The sequence below is a fragment of the Streptomyces sp. NPDC056061 genome, from assembly GCF_042266885.1.
Taxonomy (GTDB): domain Bacteria; phylum Actinomycetota; class Actinomycetes; order Streptomycetales; family Streptomycetaceae; genus Streptomyces.
Window position 1 is genome coordinate 1 of sequence record NZ_JBHJWQ010000014.1, and the last position, 17,384, is coordinate 17,384.

General features: G+C 73.0%; 15 protein-coding genes. 10 read left to right on the top strand and 5 right to left on the bottom strand.

Annotated elements, in window-relative coordinates:
- Positions 1-259, bottom strand: a 259-nt coding sequence (locus ACFC79_RS20215; protein WP_376241958.1) for a hypothetical protein, incomplete at its 3' end; no start/stop codon positions are given.
- Positions 260-415: 156 nt separating this feature from the next.
- Here ACFC79_RS20215 and ACFC79_RS20220 point away from each other — a divergent pair.
- Entirely contained in the window at positions 416-1,126 is a 711-nt protein-coding gene (locus ACFC79_RS20220; RefSeq protein ID WP_376241960.1) for a hypothetical protein, read from the top strand.
- An 86-nt stretch (positions 1,127-1,212) separates the two neighbouring features.
- Here ACFC79_RS20220 and ACFC79_RS20225 read toward each other — a convergent pair whose 3' ends face one another.
- On the bottom strand, positions 1,213-2,493 hold the full coding sequence (locus tag ACFC79_RS20225; protein ID WP_376241962.1) for a DUF1015 family protein: 1,281 nt from the start codon (positions 2,491-2,493) through the stop codon (positions 1,213-1,215).
- Positions 2,494-2,564: 71 nt separating this feature from the next.
- Here ACFC79_RS20225 and ACFC79_RS20230 point away from each other — a divergent pair, with 71 nt between their 5' ends.
- Entirely contained in the window at positions 2,565-3,593 is a 1,029-nt protein-coding gene (locus tag ACFC79_RS20230) for an HAD hydrolase-like protein (RefSeq protein WP_376241964.1), read from the top strand.
- Positions 3,594-3,659: 66 nt separating this feature from the next.
- Here ACFC79_RS20230 and ACFC79_RS20235 read toward each other — a convergent pair whose 3' ends face one another.
- Positions 3,660-4,007, bottom strand: coding sequence for an SCP2 sterol-binding domain-containing protein (locus ACFC79_RS20235; protein WP_376241966.1), 348 nt, complete (start codon positions 4,005-4,007; stop codon positions 3,660-3,662).
- 43 nt (positions 4,008-4,050) lie between these two features.
- Between ACFC79_RS20235 and ACFC79_RS20240 the strand changes: the two genes are divergently transcribed.
- The 6 genes from ACFC79_RS20240 to ACFC79_RS20265 all read left to right on the top strand — a co-directional run bounded on the left by ACFC79_RS20240 (position 4,051) and on the right by ACFC79_RS20265 (position 10,317).
- Positions 4,051-4,401, top strand: coding sequence for a hypothetical protein (locus ACFC79_RS20240; protein WP_376241968.1), 351 nt, complete (start codon positions 4,051-4,053; stop codon positions 4,399-4,401).
- Positions 4,402-4,408: 7 nt separating this feature from the next.
- Positions 4,409-5,224 (top strand): TlyA family RNA methyltransferase, encoded by an 816-nt coding sequence (locus ACFC79_RS20245; RefSeq protein WP_376241970.1) that lies wholly within the window; start codon positions 4,409-4,411, stop codon positions 5,222-5,224.
- A complete protein-coding gene (locus ACFC79_RS20250; protein WP_376241972.1) occupies positions 5,221-6,126 on the top strand; it encodes an NAD kinase in 906 nt (301 codons plus the stop codon). Before ACFC79_RS20245 ends, ACFC79_RS20250 begins: the two co-directional genes overlap by 4 nt.
- A 108-nt stretch (positions 6,127-6,234) precedes the next feature.
- Positions 6,235-7,980, top strand: a complete 1,746-nt coding sequence (recN, locus tag ACFC79_RS20255; protein ID WP_376241974.1) for a DNA repair protein RecN — start codon at positions 6,235-6,237, stop codon at positions 7,978-7,980.
- A 262-nt stretch (positions 7,981-8,242) separates the two neighbouring features.
- Positions 8,243-9,019, top strand: a complete 777-nt coding sequence (locus ACFC79_RS20260) for a hypothetical protein (protein ID WP_376241976.1) — start codon at positions 8,243-8,245, stop codon at positions 9,017-9,019.
- Between the two features lie 185 nt (positions 9,020-9,204).
- On the top strand, positions 9,205-10,317 hold the full coding sequence (locus ACFC79_RS20265) for a glycosyltransferase family 4 protein (RefSeq protein WP_376241978.1): 1,113 nt from the start codon (positions 9,205-9,207) through the stop codon (positions 10,315-10,317).
- 118 nt (positions 10,318-10,435) lie between these two features.
- Here the strand turns inward: ACFC79_RS20265 and ACFC79_RS20270 are convergent, their stop codons facing one another.
- On the bottom strand, positions 10,436-12,061 hold the full coding sequence (locus ACFC79_RS20270) for a PucR family transcriptional regulator (RefSeq protein ID WP_376241980.1): 1,626 nt from the start codon (positions 12,059-12,061) through the stop codon (positions 10,436-10,438).
- A 197-nt stretch (positions 12,062-12,258) separates the two neighbouring features.
- Positions 12,259-14,085: a glycoside hydrolase family 15 protein gene (locus ACFC79_RS20275; protein WP_376241981.1), complete on the bottom strand. Its 1,827-nt coding sequence runs from the start codon at positions 14,083-14,085 to the stop codon at positions 12,259-12,261.
- Between the two features lie 602 nt (positions 14,086-14,687).
- Here ACFC79_RS20275 and ACFC79_RS20280 point away from each other — a divergent pair.
- Together ACFC79_RS20280 and ACFC79_RS20285 are read left to right on the top strand one after the other, a co-directional pair.
- Positions 14,688-16,373 (top strand): CTP synthase, encoded by a 1,686-nt coding sequence (locus tag ACFC79_RS20280; protein WP_376241983.1) that lies wholly within the window; start codon positions 14,688-14,690, stop codon positions 16,371-16,373.
- A 92-nt stretch (positions 16,374-16,465) separates the two neighbouring features.
- Positions 16,466-17,092 (top strand): NUDIX domain-containing protein, encoded by a 627-nt coding sequence (locus tag ACFC79_RS20285; RefSeq protein ID WP_376241985.1) that lies wholly within the window; start codon positions 16,466-16,468, stop codon positions 17,090-17,092.
- The last annotated feature ends 292 nt before the right edge of the window (positions 17,093-17,384 follow it).

Here is a 17,384-nt window from a genome sequence, read left to right on the forward strand (position 1 = left end):
TTCGGGTGGTGGATTCGAGCGTCGTGATGAGCGTCCTCGTGGTCCGCGTCGTGAGGACGACCGTCGCGGCGGCGGGTTCCGGCGTGATGATCGCCAGGGCGGGTTCCGGCGCGATGACCGTCGTGAAGATGGTCGTGGTGGTGGGTTCCGTCGGGATGATCGTGACCGGGATCGGGATCGTGGTCCGCGTCGGGACGACGAGCGCGGTGGGTTCCGCGGTCCGCGTCGGGACGACGACCGTCGTGGCGGCGGTGGCCACCGCGGGCAGCGTGATGACCGCGGCGGCTACCGCGGGCGGGACGACAGAGGCGGGTACGGGCGTCGTGACGACCGTGACCGCGAGCCCGTCAAGCGGCTTCCCATCCCCGAGGACGTCACCGGGGACGAGATCGACAAGGACGTGCGGCAGGAGCTGATGAGCCTGCCGAAGACTCTGGCCGAGGACGTGGCCAGGAATCTCGTCATGGTGGCTCGCCTGATCGACGAGGACCCCGAGCAGGCGTACGCGTACTCCAGGATCGCTCTGAGGCTGGCCTCGCGGGTCGCTGCCGTGCGTGAGGCGGCCGGGTTCGCCGCGTACGCGACGCAGAAGTACTCGGAGGCTCTCGCGGAGTTCCGGGCGGCCAGGCGGATGACCGGTTCCGTGGAGCTGTGGCCCGTGATGGCCGACTGCGAGCGCGGACTCGGCCGACCCGAGCGGGCGCTGGCCATGGCCGGTGAGGCCGAGGTGCGGAAGCTGGACAAGGCGGGACAGGTCGAGATGCGCCTGGTGGCTGCGGGCGCCCGCCGGGACATGGGACAGCTCGACGCCGCCATCGTCACGCTGCAGAGTTCCGAACTCGCCTCGAACGCCGTGCACGCGTGGACACCGCGACTGCGGTACGCGTACGCGGACGCCCTGCTGGCGGCAGGGCGCGAGAACGAGGCACGGGAGTGGTTCGGCAAGGCCCTGGAGGCCGACAAGGACGGCGTCACGGACGCTTCGGACCGGCTCGCGGAGCTGGACGGGGTCGAGTTCGTGGACGCCCTCGTCGAGGAGGAGAACGGCGAGGGCGCGGCCGACGACGAGCAGGACGCCCCGGCCGGGCGTGAGGACACCGGCGACGACCGGCCGTCCGAGGCGTAACCGGCACAGCGCCTGAAGGGAGGAGGGGCGGCACCCGTGGGCGGTTTCTAGGGGTGCCGCCCCTCCTTTGCGTTTCGTGGCGCCGGTCAGTCGTCGGGGGCGAGGCTCCGCAGCACCAGCCCGGAGGCGGGTTTCGGGCCGAAGGAGGTCGACTTGCGGGGCATCGTGACGCCCTGACGGGCAAGCCCCCGGACGACTTCCTCGCGCACCGGATGCATCAGGACCGCTGTCGCGTCGTGCCGTTCGGCCTGTTCCACCGCGGCCGCCGCGTCGTGGATGTACGCGATGTGTTCCGGGGTGTCCGGGATGTGCCAGACCCGGTCCACCAGAGCCGCGTGCAGGACCGTCGCGTCGAGCCTCTGCCAGGAGGCCGGGCGGTCGGCGGGGATCGCGCTGCGCAACAGCGCGGAGTCGGGGCGGTCGACGAGATGGAAGCCGCCGTCGCCGGCGAGCAGGAAGGCATTGCCCTCGGTCGTCGCCTCGGCGAGCGCGTCCAGGGCCCTCGGGAGCGGGCCGTCGACGTCGCGGACGCGGAAGAGACCGGTCAGCGCGGCGAGCGCGGCGGTGACGGGGAGGCGGTGCAGCAGCCGGTGGATGGCACGGACCCGGAGCGGGTAGCGGGCCGTGTCGACGAGCAGGACCAGACCGAAGTCCCAGGGACCGGGTGCGGAGTGCTCCTGCTGGAGGCGGAGGTAGGTGGCCCAGCGGTGATGGCCGTCGGCGATGAGGGCCTGGTGATGGGCGAGATCCGCCTCGATCGTGGAACGGTCCGTGGGGTCCGTGACCGCCCAGAGCCGGTGGTGGAAGCCGTCCTCGGTGGTTGTGGCGAGAAGCGACGGACGGTCGACGGTGCGCTCGACGACGGCGGTCGCGCCCGATGCGGTGCCGTCGCCGCGATAGGTGAGCAGCAGCGGTTCGAGGTGGGCCGCGGTGGTGCGCATCAGATCGGCCCGGTCCTCGACGACGTGCGTCATCACGTCCTCGTGCGGCAGCACGATGCCGTCCGTGGGGGAGGAGAGCTCCAGCGCGCCGATGACACCGCGTTGCAGGATCTCCTCGTTCCGCTGCTCGTAGACGTAGAGCGTGGGCTCGGAATCGTGGGCGAGGACGCCCTCGGCCAGCCAGCGGTTCAGGGTCGCGGCGGCCTGCTTGTGGCGGGCCGTCGCCGTATCGGCCTGGGGCAGGATCAGCCGGACGATGTTGTGCGGGTCCGCCGACTCCAGGTGCTGCAGCCCGTCGGGACGCACGACGACGTCGTACGGCGGTGACGTCACCGCGGCGAGGCTGCCGACCCGCTCGGGGACGTAACGCAGTCCACGGAACGGGACCAGACGCAGTCCCCGGCCGGCCGGACCTGGTGTCTTCATTTCTGCATCGTATGTGCGCGGACGGGATACGCGATGATCGGGACAGAATCACGCATCGAGGAGCGCACAGAATGAGTCAGGCGAGCAGGACCAGGCCGAGCGGCAGCGACACCCCGCTGCACGAGGCGTACGACACGGCGCTGCTGGATCTCGACGGGGTGGTGTACGCGGGCGGTCACGCCATCGCCCACGCCGTCGACTCCCTGGGCGCGGCGAGGGCCGGCGGGATGCACCTCGCGTACGTGACCAACAACGCCCTGCGCACCCCGGCCGCGGTCGCCGGGCACCTGACCGGACTCGGGATTCCCGCCGAGCCGACCGATGTGATCACCTCCGCGCAGGCGGTGGCCCGGCTGATGGCCGACCAGCTGCCGTCCGGCGCGCGCGTGCTGGTGGTGGGGGGCGAGGGACTCCGTGTCGCGCTGCGGGAACGAGGTCTGGTGCCGGTGGAGTCGGCGGACGACGAACCGGCCGCGGTGGCACAGGGGTACGGCGGTCCGGACATGGCGTGGGGGCGGTTCGCGGAGGCCGCGTACGCGATCGCGCGCGGGGTGCCGTGGTTCGCGTCCAACACCGACCTGACGATTCCGAGCGCCCGCGGCATCGCGCCGGGGAACGGCGCCGCGGTGGAGGTCGTGCGCATCGCGACCGGGGCGGAGCCGCGGGTGGCCGGGAAGCCCCTGCCGCCGATGCACCGGGAGACGGTGCTGCGCACGGGAGCCGAGCGGCCGCTGGTCGTCGGGGACCGGCTGGACACGGACATCGAGGGCGCGTTCAACGGAGGTGTGGACTCCCTGCTGGTGCTCACCGGGGTGACGGACGCGGCACGACTGGTGGCCGCCGTACCCGAGCACCGGCCGACCTATGTCGGTGCCGACCTGCGGGGGCTGCTGACCGGGCAGCCCGAGGTGACACGGGCGGCGGACCGGTTCGCCTGCGGTGGCTGGTCCGCCTCGGTACGCGGCGACGGGCTGGTGCTGGACGGGGACGGCGACGCGCTCGACGGACTCCGGGCGCTCTGCGGTGCCGCATGGTCGTACGCCGGGGACGGCGCCTGCGGACTGGACACCGGGAAGGCGATCGCCCGGCTCGGGCTGTAGGGGGAAGGCCCGGCCCGGTGCGCCGCGGGTGCGGTTCGGCGCGGTCCTCGCGCGGCGTACCTGTTGCTACAACAGCGCCCTGAGCCTCAGCAGGTCACGGAACCCGGCCTCCAGGCGGACCCGGCCCGACCCCCACGCCCTTGCGAAGTTCAGCTCGCCGTCCACCATCGCCACCAGGTCGTCGCCGGTCATCGCGAGCCTGATCTCGGCCTTCTCCCGCGGCGGTCCGTCGGCCGTGTCCAGGACCTGGATCCGGCCATCCGCCAGCCGACCGGTGAAGGTGATGTCGAGGTCCCTGATGTGGCAGCTCAGCGAGCGGTCGAGAGCGGCCGCGCTGCGCACGTCGCCGTCCGCCCCCGCGAGGTTGTCGGAAAGTCTGTCGAGTGCGCTGCGGCACTCAGCCATGGTCGCCATCGTGACCGACGGTACCTCAGCCCTTCGCGGTAGCGTTTCCCGCATGAGCGACTCGATGCCGGGGCCCGGTGCGGCGGCCGGAACAGAGCCCGGAGGGGCAGCCGGTGAGGCGGCGGCGGCCCCGTTCGGCGAGGGCGGTGAGCAGGTCGCCGCGTCCGCTGTCGGCCCCGCCGACCCGGCGCCCCTCGGCATCACCCGCACCCCCACCGGCGACGCCGGGGTCGACGCACGACTCGAACGTCTCGCGGACGCCGACCACCTCCCGGCGGACGGACACGTCCAGGTGTACGAGGATGTACACCGTGGGCTGCGCTCCGCGCTGACCGCGCTGGACGCCGCACCCGCCCCCGCACCGGTACCCGCACCGATGCCTTCGTACGACCACAGGAGCTGAACCGAACGTGGCAGGAGTGGCACGTCGCCGCCTCGACGCCGAACTGGTACGCCGTGAACTCGCCCGCTCGCGCGAGCACGCGAGCCAACTGATCGCCGCCGGGCGGGTGACCGTCGGGGGCAACGTCGCGACCAAGGCCGCCACCCAGGTCGAGACCAGCGCGGCCGTCGTCGTGACCAAGGACGACAGCGACCCCGAGTACGTCTCGCGCGGCGGGCACAAGCTCGCGGGTGCCCTTGCCGCCTTCGTGCCCCTCGGGCTGGAGGTCGAGGGACGGCGGGCGCTGGACGCAGGTGCGTCGACCGGCGGGTTCACGGACGTGCTCCTGCGGGCCGGGGCCGGTCACGTCGTCGCCGTCGACGTCGGCTACGGGCAACTTGCCTGGTCGTTGCAGTCCGACGACCGGGTCACCGTCAAGGACCGCACCAACGTCCGGGAACTGACCTTGGAGGCCATCGACGGGAAACCGGTGGACCTGGTCGTCGGCGACCTGTCCTTCATCCCGCTGGGCCTCGTCCTGCCGGCCCTGGCACGCTGCGCCGCCCCCGGCGCCGACCTGGTCCTGATGGTCAAGCCGCAGTTCGAGGTAGGCAAGGAACGGCTCGGCAGCGGAGGCGTGGTACGCAGTCCCGAACTGCGCGCGGAGGCCGTGCGGGAGGTGGCACGCCGGGCCTGGGAACTCGGCCTCGGAGTGCAGGGGGTGACCGCGAGCCCGCTGCCGGGACCCGCGGGGAACGTCGAGTACTTTCTCTGGCTGCGGGCCGGAGCACCTGAACTGGATCCCGCGGATGTCGACCGTGCAGTGGCGGAGGGGCCTCGTTGACGACGAATGCGGCACGAACTGTCTTTCTCCTGGCACATACCGGCCGCCCGGCCGCGATCCGCAGCGCCGAACTCGTCGTACAGGGCCTGCTGCGCAGCGGCATCGGCGTCCGGGTGCTGGCCATCGAGGCCCCCGACCTGCCGTTGCCGCCGTCCGTCGAGACGGTCACCGACACCACCCCGGGGGCCGCGGACGGCTGCGAACTGCTGATCGTGCTCGGTGGGGACGGGACCCTGCTGCGCGGTGCCGAACTGTCCCGCGCCTCCGGGGTGCCGATGCTCGGTGTCAACCTCGGCCGGGTCGGATTCCTCGCCGAGGCCGAACGCGACGACCTGGACAAGGTCGTCGACCGGGTCGTCACCCGGGAGTACCAGGTCGAGGAACGCATGACCCTCGACGTCGTCGTGCGCAGCAACGGCGACGTCGTCCACACCGACTGGGCGCTCAACGAAGCCGCCGTGCAGAAGGTGTCGCCCGAGCGGATGCTGGAGGTGGTCCTGGAGATCGACGGCCGGCCGGTGACCGGGTTCGGCTGCGACGGGATCGTCTGCGCGACCCCGACCGGATCGACCGCCTACGCCTTCTCGGCGGGCGGGCCGGTCGTCTGGCCGGAGGTCGAGGCGCTGCTCATGGTGCCGATCAGCGCCCACGCGCTCTTCGCCAAGCCGCTGGTGACCTCGCCCGCCTCGGTGCTCGCCGTCGAGGTCCAGCAGCACGCCCCGCACGGGGTCCTGTGGTGCGACGGACGGCGGACCGTGGAGCTGCCCGCGGGCGCCCGGGTCGAGGTGCGGCGCGGGGCGGTGCCGGTGCGGCTGGCACGGCTGCACCACGCCTCGTTCACCGACCGCCTGGTGGCGAAATTCGCCCTGCCCGTCTCGGGGTGGCGGGGCGCCCCGCACTGACCGGCGGACATTCCCCCGGGGGCGGTACGGAACGCCGCGGGTGCACACGGGAGAGTGAACCGAGGGGGCGGGGCCCTTCGCGCATCGGGGCCCGGACCTCGTAAGGTCATGTCCGTGTTGGAGGAGATGCGGATACGGTCGCTCGGAGTCATCGACGACGCGGTGGTGGAGCTGTCACCCGGTTTCACCGCCGTGACCGGTGAGACCGGCGCGGGCAAGACCATGGTCGTCACCAGTCTGGGGCTGCTGCTCGGCGGGCGTGCCGATCCCGCCCTGGTACGGATCGGGTCCAGGGCCGCCGTCGTCGAGGGGCGGATCACGGTGTCCCCGGGCGATGCCGTGGCGACCCGCGCCGAGGAGGCCGGGGCCGAGTTCGACGACGGCGCGCTGCTGATCAGCCGTACCGTTTCCGCGGAGGGACGCTCCCGGGCGCACCTCGGCGGCAGATCCGTTCCGGTCGGGGTGCTCGCCGAGCTCGCCGACGAACTCGTCGCCGTGCACGGTCAGACCGACCAACAGGGCCTGCTCAAGCCCGCCCGGCAGCGGCAGGCCCTGGACCGTTACGCGGGCGACGGCGTCGCCGGGCCGCTGGCCGCGTACACCGTCGCGTACCGGCGGCTGCGGGCCGTGCTGACGGAGCTCGACGAGATCACCACGCGTGCCCGCGAACGTGCCCAGGAAGCGGATCTGCTGCGTTTCGGCCTCGACGAGATCGCCGCTGTCGAGCCCCGCGCGGGCGAGGACGGGGAGCTGGCGGCCGAGGCGGAGCGGCTCGGGCACGCGGAGGCTCTCGCCTCGGCCGCGTCGCTCGCGCACACCGCGCTCGTGGGCAATCCGGAGGACCCGGAGGGCGTCGACGCGACGACCGTCGTCGCGGCGGCCGGGCGTGCGCTGGACGCCGTGCGGGCCCATGACCCGGCTCTGGCGGGGCTCGCGGACCGGACCGGTGAGATCTCGATTCTGCTGGCCGATGTGGCGGGCGAACTCGCCGGATACGCAGACCAGTTGGACGCCGATCCGCTGCGGCTCGCCGCGGTGGAGGAGCGCCGCGCCGCCCTCACCGCGCTCACCCGCAAGTACGGCGAGGACATCACCGCCGTGCTCGCCTGGGCCGAGGAGGGGGCCGCCCGGCTCACCGAACTGGAGGGCGACGACGACCGGATCGGCGAGCTGACCACCGAGCGCGACGCCCTGCGCGCCGAACTCTCCGGACTGGGGCAGGCCCTGACCGACGCGCGGACCGAGGCGGCGGAGCGCTTCGCCGGGGCGGTGACCGAGGAGCTGGCCTCCCTCGCCATGCCGCACGCCCGGGTCTCGTTCGACATCCGGCAGACCGAGGCGGCGGACGAGGCGTCCGGCATCGAGGTCGGCGGTCGCGCCGTGGCCTACGGGCCGTCCGGCGCCGACGAGGTGGAGCTCCTGCTGGCCCCGCACCCCGGTGCCCAGCCGCGGCCGATCGCCAAGGGGGCATCGGGCGGTGAGCTGTCCCGGGTGATGCTGGCCGTCGAGGTGGTCTTCGCCGGTTCCGACCCCGTGCCGACATATCTCTTCGACGAGGTCGACGCGGGCGTCGGCGGCAAGGCCGCCGTCGAGGTCGGGCGGCGGCTGGCGAAGTTGGCCAGGTCCGCACAGGTCGTGGTCGTCACGCACCTGCCCCAGGTGGCGGCCTTCGCGGATCGGCAGCTGCTGGTCGAGAAGACGGTCGACGGGGCGGTGACGAGCAGCGGGGTCACGGTTCTGGAGGGCGAGGACCGGGTGCGCGAACTCTCCCGGATGCTCGCGGGCCAGGAGGACTCGCAGACGGCGCGGGCCCACGCGGAGGAGCTGCTGGCCGCCGCACGGGCGGACGGGTAGCACGGGTGTCGAAGGTCCCGCCCGGCCGGGGGCGTCCGGGCGGACGACGCTGCTTTCGGCACACGCCCCGGTACGGGTGGTGCGGTGGCCGGACGGACCACCGCACCGGCTCGCCGGGCGGTCCCGTGGCCGGGTCCGCCCGTGGCGCGGGCGGCGGCGTACCGGTCCGGTTTCGCGTGCGCGTGCCGGGGCGCGGATCGGTGAGGTGCCCACCGGACCGGGCGCCGGGAGGCCACCGCGGGCGGCCCGTAGTCTGGCCCGCATGGGAACAGCGTCGAGCAGGGCCGTGATGTCCGGCGCCGTCGCGGCCGTCGTCGCCTCGGGTGTGTACCGGGCGCTGCGTGCCCGGCCGCGTGGACGATGGCGGCGGACCAACTACGCGGGCCGCACCGTCGATCTGTACGCGGGACCGGCCACCGCCCTCGGCGCGGCGGCCGGTGCGGTCGCCCTCCCGTCGGCGACCCGGACCCGGTGCGCCGCCGCGCTCGCGGTGCTGGTGGCGGGAGGCTGCGGCCTGTACGACGATTTCGCCGGTGCCGACGACCCGCGTCGGGGGTTCCGCGCCCACCTCGGCGCTCTCCGGGACGGGGAGGTGACCAGTGGTGCGGTCAAACTTCTCGGCATCGGGGCGGCCGGGCTCGCGGCCGGCGCGCTGATCGAGAAGCACCCCGTCGACCGCTTCCTGGCCGGTGTCGTGATCGCCGGAACAGCGCATCTCGTCAACCTGGTGGACGTCCGGCCCGCCGCGGCCACCGTCACCGTGCTCGCGCTCGGCGCCCCGGGGCTGCCGGGAGGCGGGGACGCCGCCGGGCTCTGCGCCGCACCGATGGGTGCCGCGGCCGCTCTCGCCGCCGACGACCTGGCGGAGCGCACCATGATCGGGGACGCCGGAGCACACGCCCTGGGCGCGGCCATCGGTGTCGCCGTCGCCGTGGGGCGCGGCCGGGCCGGGCTCGCCGCCCATGCGGCGGGGCTCGTCGCGGCGGCCGTGTACGGGGACCGGGTCAGCCGGTTCGCCCGGTCGCTGCCCGCTCTCTGACGGGGCGGTCGGGGCGTCGGCGCGGCAATGTCGTGCCGTCCCCTCACTCGTGCGGGTGGTGCGCTGCGGCCGGTTGCTGCGGTGTACGCCGGGACGCCGACCCGACGGTGCCGGAACGTGCGTACGGACTGGCATCCTTGGCGATGCCATTACCGCCGACTCGGGAGCTCCGGGAGCCATTCAACGTGTCACAGCTGCGTACGGTCCATGTCCTGGGCGGCGGCAGCGCGGGCAGCAGTGCCCACGTCGGCTCGCTCGCCGCGGGGCTGGTGGCAAGGGGGGTGCACGTCACCGTGTGCGCCCCGGCCGAACTGGACCACGCCCATGACTTCTCCGGTGCGGGGGCGTGCTTCGCTCCCGTACCGCGGCGGAGCGACCCCGCCGCGCTCGCCGCCCTGCGCGTCGCCTGCGGCACGGCGGACGTGGTTCACGCACACGGTCCGCACGCCGCCGTGCGCGCCGCACTCGCGCTCGGCGGCCGTCGAGTGCCCCTGGTCGTCACCTGGCACGCCCGCGCCGAGGCGAAGGGCGCCCGCGGCCGGTGCCTGCGGCTCATGGAGCGAAAGGCCGCCCGTGCGGCGGCAGTTGTGCTCGGCACGACATCGGAGCTGGTCGACCGGGCCCGGTGGCGGGGAGCGCGCGATGCCCGGCTCGCACCGGTCTGCGCCCCCGCGTCGCGTCCGCCCGGAACGGTCGACGCGGACAAGGTGCGGGCGGAACTCGGCGTACTGGACAGGCCGTTGATCGTCGCGAGCGGCAGCCTCGTACCGCATCACGGGTACGACCTGCTGCTCGACGCCGCCCGGATGTGGCGCGGGCTCGACCCCGACCCGCTGGTGATCGTCGCGGGGGAGGGGCGGCAGCGGGCGGCGCTGCAACGCCGGATCAGGAACGAGGAGTTGCCCGTCCGGCTCGTAGGCGACCGCGACGACATCGCGGACCTGCTCACGGCGGCCGACCTGGCCGTGCTGCCCAGCCGGTGGGAGGCGCGATCCGCGGTGGCGCAGCGGGTGCTGCGGCTCGGGGTGCCCCTGGTCGCCACGGCCGTCGGAGGGGTGCCCGAACTCGTGGGGGACGGGGCGGAACTCGTTCCGTACGGCGATGCCGAGGCGCTCGCGCGGGTGGTGGCCGAGCTGCTCGACGATCCGCGGCGGCGGGCACGGCTGGCGGCCGCGGGGCGCGCGCAGGCCGCGGGCTGGCCCACGGAGGACGACACCGTCGCCCAGATGCTGAGCATCTACGACGAGTTGACGCAGCCGCCGACGGCGCCCCGTTCCCGTACCAACGTGCCGGCGTGATGGCGTGGGCCACCGGCCGAACCCCGCGGGACGTCCGGTTGCGCGGCTACGGCGCCACCGGTGACCGTGACGCGCCCTCGTCGGCGGACATGGGCCGGGGTGAGGCGATCCGTACGTCTCAGGACGCGTGGCGGCGGGCCCGCAGGGCCAGGCTCAGGGCCAGGACCGCCTGCGGATCGTCCAGGTCGGTGCCGAGCAACTCGCCGATGCGGGCCAGCCGGTTGTACAGGGTCTGACGGTTCAGGTGCAGTTCGCGCGCCGTCTCCGCCTTGCGGCCCGCATGGGCCAGATAGGTTTCCAGCGTCGGCAGCAGCGGCGGGCGCGAGGTCCGGTCGTGATCGCGCAGCGGGCCGATCGCCCGGTCGACGAACGCCGCCAGATCGGGGTGGTCCCGCAGCCGCCACAGCAGCAGATCGATGTCCAGGCTCCGGGCGTCGTACCAGGGCCGGTCGCTGAGGCCCTGCGCAGCATTCGCCGTTTCCGCGGCATGCCGCAGCCCCGCGCCGACGGCCGCCCAGCCGCCCGCGACCCCCACCACCACGACGGGCGGGCGCGCACCGGCCCGCTCCAGGCCGGCCCGCTCGACACCGGCCCGCAGAGCCGCCGCGACCCGGTCCGCGACCGCCGTGCGCTCCGACTCGGACCGCAGCCCCAACAGCACCGGGACCCGGCCCTCCACGGGCCGCACCCCGAGCAGCACCGGCACCCCCACCGACGAGAGCTCCTCCAGCACCGCGCGTGCCAGCAGCGCCCAGTTCCCCGATGCGGACAGCTCGGGCGCCAGCCGCATCACCACCGGCAGCAGCGGCGCCCCGCCCGGCTTGAAGCCCAGGACGCGCGCCTGCGCCGGTGCGTCCTCCGGCGTGATCCGCCCCTCCGCGAGATCCGTCAGGAAATCGCCCCGGCCGCGTGCCGCGAGCTCCTCCTCCTGCCGGGCCTGCATCAGCACCACGGCCAGGGTCCCGGCCGTGCGCTCCGCCGCCATCCGGTGCACCGGTGCCAACGGCCCCGAGACGGCGAGCAGCACCAGCCTGGCCCGTACCGAACCGGTACCCGGACCGCCGCCGGGCACGTCCACCAGCACCGAACCGGCGGGCGGCGATTCACGGGCGGCCCGGCCGCCGCGCATGCCGTCCCACACCTGGAGCGGATCGGCGCCGACCGGGCCGGAGCCGGGGCCCGCCGCGTACAGCAGCCGGCCGTCCGCAGTCTCCAGGAAGACCGGGTTGGCCGTGAAATCGGCAAGGATGCCGAGCACCTGGGGCACGCCCCCGCCGCCGAGCAGCGCCCGCGTGCACTGCCGGTGCACGTCCTCGGCCTGCCGCAGCAGCGCGTAGTGACCGTTGACGATCTCGGTGTGGATCTCCTCGGTCACCGTCACGAACGGCACCTCGCGGTGCAACTGCACCAGCGGCAGACCGGCAGCGCGGGCCGCGTCCACGATGGAGGCCGGGAGTCTGCTGAAGCGCGGTCCGAGCTCCACCACCAGCGCGGCGATTCCCCGGTCGGCGAGCCTGCGGACGAAGGCCCGCTGCTCGGCGGGGCGGGTGCCGAGTCCCAGGCCGGTGGTGAGCAGCAGCTCACCGCCCTTGAGCAGCGACGCGATGTTCGGCACCTCGCCCGCGTGCACCCAGCGCACCGTACGGTTCAGCCGGTCCGCACCGGCCAACACCTCCGGGAGCCCACTGCGCAGCCCCGGCAGGTCGAGGGCCCGCTGCACGGTGATTCCGCCTTGCGTCTCCACTGGCTCCTGCCTCGCGCTTCCACTCGGGTCCGGCGGGCGGTCGCCCTGGTCCAGGACGGTACCGGTCCCGGGGCCGGAGGGCGCGGCCGGGGAGAAGGGGGGCGCCCCGCCGACGGGGGAACGGGCGCCTGCCGGTGCCCGGCCGCGGCCAGGGGGCGGGCACCCGTGTCCGTGCACGTCGTGCCCGCCCCTCGGGATCAGCCGACGTACGCCCCGCTGGCCGTCAGCCGCAGTGCCGTGTCGATCAGCGGGACGTGACTGAACGCCTGGGGGAAGTTGCCCACCTGGCGCTGGAGCCGGGGGTCCCACTCCTCCGCGAGCAGTCCCAGGTCGTTGCGGAGGGACAGCAGGCGTTCGAAGAGCTGACGCGCCTCGTCGACCCGGCCGATCATCGCCAGATCGTCCGCCAGCCAGAACGAGCAGGCAAGGAAAGCGCCCTCGTCGCCCTCCAGGCCGTCGACGCCCGCGTGCTCGCCCTGGGTGGGGTAGCGCAGCACGAAGCCGTCCTCCGTGGACAGCTCGCGCTGGATCGCCTCGATCGTGCCGATCACCCGCTTGTCGTCCGGCGGCAGGAAACCCATCTGCGGGATGAGCAGCAGGGAGGCGTCCAGCTCCCGCGAACCGTAGGACTGCGTGAACGTGTTGCGTTCGGCGTCGTAGCCCCGCTCGCAGACGACGCGGTGGATCTCGTCGCGCAGTTCGCGCAGCCGTTCCACCGGTCCTTCCGCGTCGCCGGACTCGATCAGCTTGATGGTGCGGTCGACGGCGACCCAGGCCATCACCTTCGAGTGGACGAAGTGGCGGCGCGGGCCGCGCACCTCCCAGATGCCCTCGTCCGGCTCGTCCCAGTGCTTCTCCAGGTACTCGATCAGCTTGAGCTGGAGGCCCGTCGCGTAGTCGTTGCGGGTCAGACCGGTCATGTGGGCGAGGTGCAGCGCCTCGGTGACCTCGCCGTACACGTCGAGCTGGAGCTGGCCCGCGGCGCCGTTGCCGACCCGGACCGGGGCGGAGTTCTCGTAGCCGGGCAGCCAGTCCAGCTCGGCCTCGCCCAGCTCGCGCTCGCCCGCGATGCCGTACATGATCTGGAGGTTCTCCGGATCGCCGGCGACGGCCCGCAGCAGCCATTCGCGCCAGGCGCGGGCCTCCTCGCGGTAGCCGGTGCGCAGCAGCGACGACAGGGTGATCGCGGCGTCGCGCAGCCAGGTGTAGCGGTAGTCCCAGTTCCGGGAGCCGCCGATGTCCTCGGGGAGCGAGGTGGTCGGCGCGGCGACGATGCCGCCGGTCGGGGCGTAGGTCAGGGCCTTGAGGACGATCAGGGAACGGACCACGGCCTCCCGGTAGGGCCCGTGGTAGGTGCACTGCTCCACCCACTCCTGCCAGAACTCGGCGGTCGCGTCCAGCGACCCCTCCGGATCGGGCAGGGCCGGCGGCTCGTGGTGCGAGGGCTGCCAGCTGATCGTGAACGCGATCCGGTCGCCCGGGGCGACCGTGAAGTCGGAGTACGTCGTCAGGTTCTCGCCGTAGGTGTCGACGGGGGAGTCGAGCCAGACCGAGTCCGGGCCCGCGACGGCGACCGTGCGGCTGTCGACCTTGTGCACCCACGGCGTGACGCGCCCGTAGCTGAACCGCATCCGCAGCTCCGAGCGCATCGGCACCCGGCCGCTGATCCCCTCCACGATCCGGATCACCTGCGGGGCACCGTCGCGCGGCGGCATGAAATCGGTGACTCTGACCGTTCCGCGCGGTGTGTCCCATTCGGATTCCAGGATGAGGGAATCGCCCCGGTAGCGGCGGCGGGCGGCGGGCGGCGGCTGTTCCCCGTCCTCCCGCTCCGGTCCCAGGCGCCAGAATCCGTGTTCCTCGGTACCCAGAAGTCCCGCGAAAACGGCATGGGAATCGAAGCGGGGAAGGCACAGCCAGTCCACTGTGCCGTCCCGGCAGACCAGGGCGGCGGTCTGCATGTCTCCGATGAGTGCGTAATCCTCGATGCGCCCGGCCACGTGCATCTCCAGTCGAACGGCCATGTCGCCCCGTGGGGCATTACTGCGGGTCAAGAGGTGGTCGCAAGGGTTTGTTGTGGGGGAAACCTGCGAACTGGTGCCGCGACGGCAGGCAACGTCTGCCCCGTCGCGATGCCTGGCACACGCTCCCGCCGCATCGGCCGAGAGCCCACGTACGTCCCGTACGAGGATTTCCGGCCGGTGCGCCGCGAGCACGCACCCCACGCCGCTCCCCGACGGGCAGATCGTGCCTGCCGCGGCACCGGTGCTGTGACCGGAAAGGCTTCAGCGCGCGGTGCCTCGCCCGGAGCGAGTGTCCGAGCAGGATACGACGCACCCGGGTGATCTGCGCGACGGTCTTGACAAGCGCCTGAGCCGAACGGGTGCGGCGTGCGCGGCCCGTGATGATCTTGTGCGGTGAATGTGGATGATCTTGTGCGGCGATCGTGCGGGACGCGGCCGGGAGCAGGCCCTCCTCGGCGCTGATACCCTGGTAGCCCGTGGACCGGTGGTCGTCGGCGAGAGCGGACGAGGCCCCCGAACCGCAGCGACGGCACCGCCGGAATCTCCGGTCGGCAACGCCGACACGCCCCTCACGATCGCGACCACGGGAGCCCCCTTTGGCTATGCAGCCCACATCCACGACGACCAAGCACATCTTCGTCACCGGGGGTGTCGCCTCTTCCCTCGGCAAGGGTCTGACTGCCTCCAGCCTCGGCGCCCTTCTCAAGGCGCGCGGTCTCCGGGTCACCATGCAGAAGCTCGACCCGTACCTGAACGTCGACCCGGGCACGATGAACCCCTTCCAGCACGGCGAGGTGTTCGTCACCAACGACGGCGCCGAGACCGACCTGGACATCGGCCACTACGAGCGCTTCCTCGACGTCGACCTCGACGGCTCCGCCAACGTCACCACCGGCCAGGTCTACTCGCAGGTGATCGCCAAGGAGCGGCGAGGCGAGTACCTCGGCGACACCGTGCAGGTCATCCCGCACATCACCAACGAGATCAAGCACCGCATCCGCCGCATGGCCACCGACGACGTCGACGTCGTGATCACCGAGGTCGGCGGCACGGTCGGCGACATCGAGTCGCTGCCGTTCCTGGAGACCGTCCGCCAGGTCCGCCACGAGGTCGGCCGCGACAACGTCTTCGTCGTGCACATCTCGCTGCTGCCCTACATCGGCCCCTCCGGCGAGCTCAAGACCAAGCCGACCCAGCACTCCGTCGCCGCGCTGCGCAACATCGGCATCCAGCCCGACGCGATCGTGCTGCGTGCCGACCGCGACGTGCCCACCGCCATCAAACGCAAGATCTCGCTGATGTGCGATGTCGACGAGGCCGCCGTGGTGGCCTGCGTGGACGCCAAGTCGATCTACGACATCCCGAAGGTGCTGCACACCGAGGGCCTGGACGCCTATGTCGTGCGCAAGCTCGACCTGCCGTTCCGGGACGTCGACTGGACCACGTGGGACGACCTGCTGGACCGCGTCCACAACCCCGACCACGAGGTCACCGTGGCGCTCGTCGGCAAGTACATCGACCTGCCCGACGCCTACCTGTCGGTCACCGAGGCGATCCGGGCCGGCGGTTTCGCCAACAAGGCCCGGGTCAAGGTCGAGTGGGTCGCCTCCGACGACTGCAAGACCCCGGCCGGCGCCGCGAAGCAGCTCGCCGGTGTCGACGCGATCTGCGTCCCCGGCGGCTTCGGCGACCGCGGTGTCGACGGCAAGATCGGCGCCATCCAGTACGCCCGTGAGCACAAGGTGCCGCTGCTCGGTCTCTGCCTCGGCCTCCAGTGCATCGTGATCGAGGCGGCGCGCAACCTGGCCGAGATCCCCGACGCCAACTCCACCGAGTTCGACCCGGCCACCGCACACCCCGTCATCTCGACGATGGAGGAGCAGCTGGCCTACGTCGAGGGCGCCGGCGACCTGGGCGGCACCATGCGGCTCGGCCTGTACCCCGCGAAGCTCGCCGAGGGCTCGCTGGTCCGCGAGGCGTACGACGACCAGCCGTACGTGGAGGAGCGCCACCGCCACCGCTACGAGGTCAACAACGCCTACCGCGCCGAGCTGGAGAAGAAGGCCGGACTGGTCTTCTCGGGAACCTCCCCCGACAACAAGCTCGTCGAGTACGTCGAGTACCCGCGCGAGATCCACCCCTACCTGGTCGCCACCCAGGCCCACCCGGAGCTCCGCTCCCGTCCGACCCGCCCGCACCCGCTCTTCGCCGGCCTGGTGAAGGCCGCCGTCGAACGCAAGACGGGCGCGGAGGCCGCGACGGGGAAGACCGCGGCCTCCGGCAAGTAGTACGGCGCCGGGCAGGCACTAACGTGGACCGGGGCACGTATCCGATGAGGACACGTGCCCCGGTTTCCGGTTTTTCTCGTGGAAGGACGCAGATGGGTTTCCAGGACACGCCCGAGGAGTGGCAGGTCACCGCGACCGAGACGCCCTTCACCGGCAACAAGACCAGCGTCCGCACCGACGAGGTGGCGATGCCCGACGGCACGGTCGTGCGGCGTGACTACCAGGTACACCCCGGATCGGTCGCCGTGCTCGCCCTCGACGAGGAGGACCGGGTCCTGGTGCTGCGGCAGTACCGCCACCCGGTGCGCCACAAGCTCTGGGAGATCCCGGCCGGACTGCTCGACGTCCCCGGCGAGAACCCGCTGCACGCCGCCCAGCGCGAGCTCTACGAGGAGGCGTACGTCAAGGCCGAGAACTGGCGGGTGCTGACCGACGTCTACACCACGCCGGGCGGCTGCGACGAAGCCGTACGGATCTTCCTCGCCCGCGGCCTCTCCGAGGCGGACGGGGAACGTTTCGAGGTCTCCGAGGAGGAGGCCGACATGGAGCTGGCCCGGGTGCCGCTCCAGGAGCTCGTACGGGGCGTGCTCGCCGGGGACCTGCACAACAACTGCCTGGTGGTGGGCGTCCTCTCGCTCGCCGCCGTGCTCGCCGGGGACGGGCTCGACTCGCTGCGTCCGGCCGAGGCACCGTGGCCGGCCCGCCCGTTCGAGGTCTGAGCACTCACGAAGACCGCGGCGGCCGGGCGCGGTGCGCCCATCGGACCGGGCACGGGGGACTGCGTGCGCACCGGCGGCCGTCGGGGCGCGCGAGCGGTTCGCAGCGGGGCGACGGAGCGCGGCGCCGTTTCCTCCGCGGCAGTCGCCGGGCCCGGCCCTCCGGCCGCCGTCGGCTTCGGTTCCCGGGCGCCGACGGCGGCCCCTCAGGGCGTCGCGATCAACCCTCTGATCGGACAAGACACTGATCCGATCAGGTGATCTCCACGCCGCGCTCCACAATGACCGCCCGGAC

Excerpts from the sequence above, each read along its gene's own strand:
- ACFC79_RS20220 (WP_376241960.1), top strand. The coding sequence starts at position 416 with ATGAGCCTGCCGAAGACTCTGGCCGAGGACGTGGCCAGGAATCTCGTC.
- ACFC79_RS20225 (WP_376241962.1), bottom strand. The coding sequence starts at position 2,493 with ATGAAGACACCAGGTCCGGCCGGCCGGGGACTGCGTCTGGTCCCGTTC.
- ACFC79_RS20230 (WP_376241964.1), top strand. The coding sequence starts at position 2,565 with ATGAGTCAGGCGAGCAGGACCAGGCCGAGCGGCAGCGACACCCCGCTG.
- ACFC79_RS20235 (WP_376241966.1), bottom strand. The coding sequence starts at position 4,007 with ATGGCGACCATGGCTGAGTGCCGCAGCGCACTCGACAGACTTTCCGAC.
- ACFC79_RS20240 (WP_376241968.1), top strand. The coding sequence starts at position 4,051 with ATGAGCGACTCGATGCCGGGGCCCGGTGCGGCGGCCGGAACAGAGCCC.
- recN (WP_376241974.1), top strand. The coding sequence starts at position 6,235 with ATGTCCGTGTTGGAGGAGATGCGGATACGGTCGCTCGGAGTCATCGAC.
- ACFC79_RS20260 (WP_376241976.1), top strand. The coding sequence starts at position 8,243 with ATGGGAACAGCGTCGAGCAGGGCCGTGATGTCCGGCGCCGTCGCGGCC.
- ACFC79_RS20275 (WP_376241981.1), bottom strand. The coding sequence starts at position 14,085 with ATGGCCGTTCGACTGGAGATGCACGTGGCCGGGCGCATCGAGGATTAC.
- ACFC79_RS20280 (WP_376241983.1), top strand. The coding sequence starts at position 14,688 with ATGCAGCCCACATCCACGACGACCAAGCACATCTTCGTCACCGGGGGT.
- ACFC79_RS20285 (WP_376241985.1), top strand. The coding sequence starts at position 16,466 with ATGGGTTTCCAGGACACGCCCGAGGAGTGGCAGGTCACCGCGACCGAG.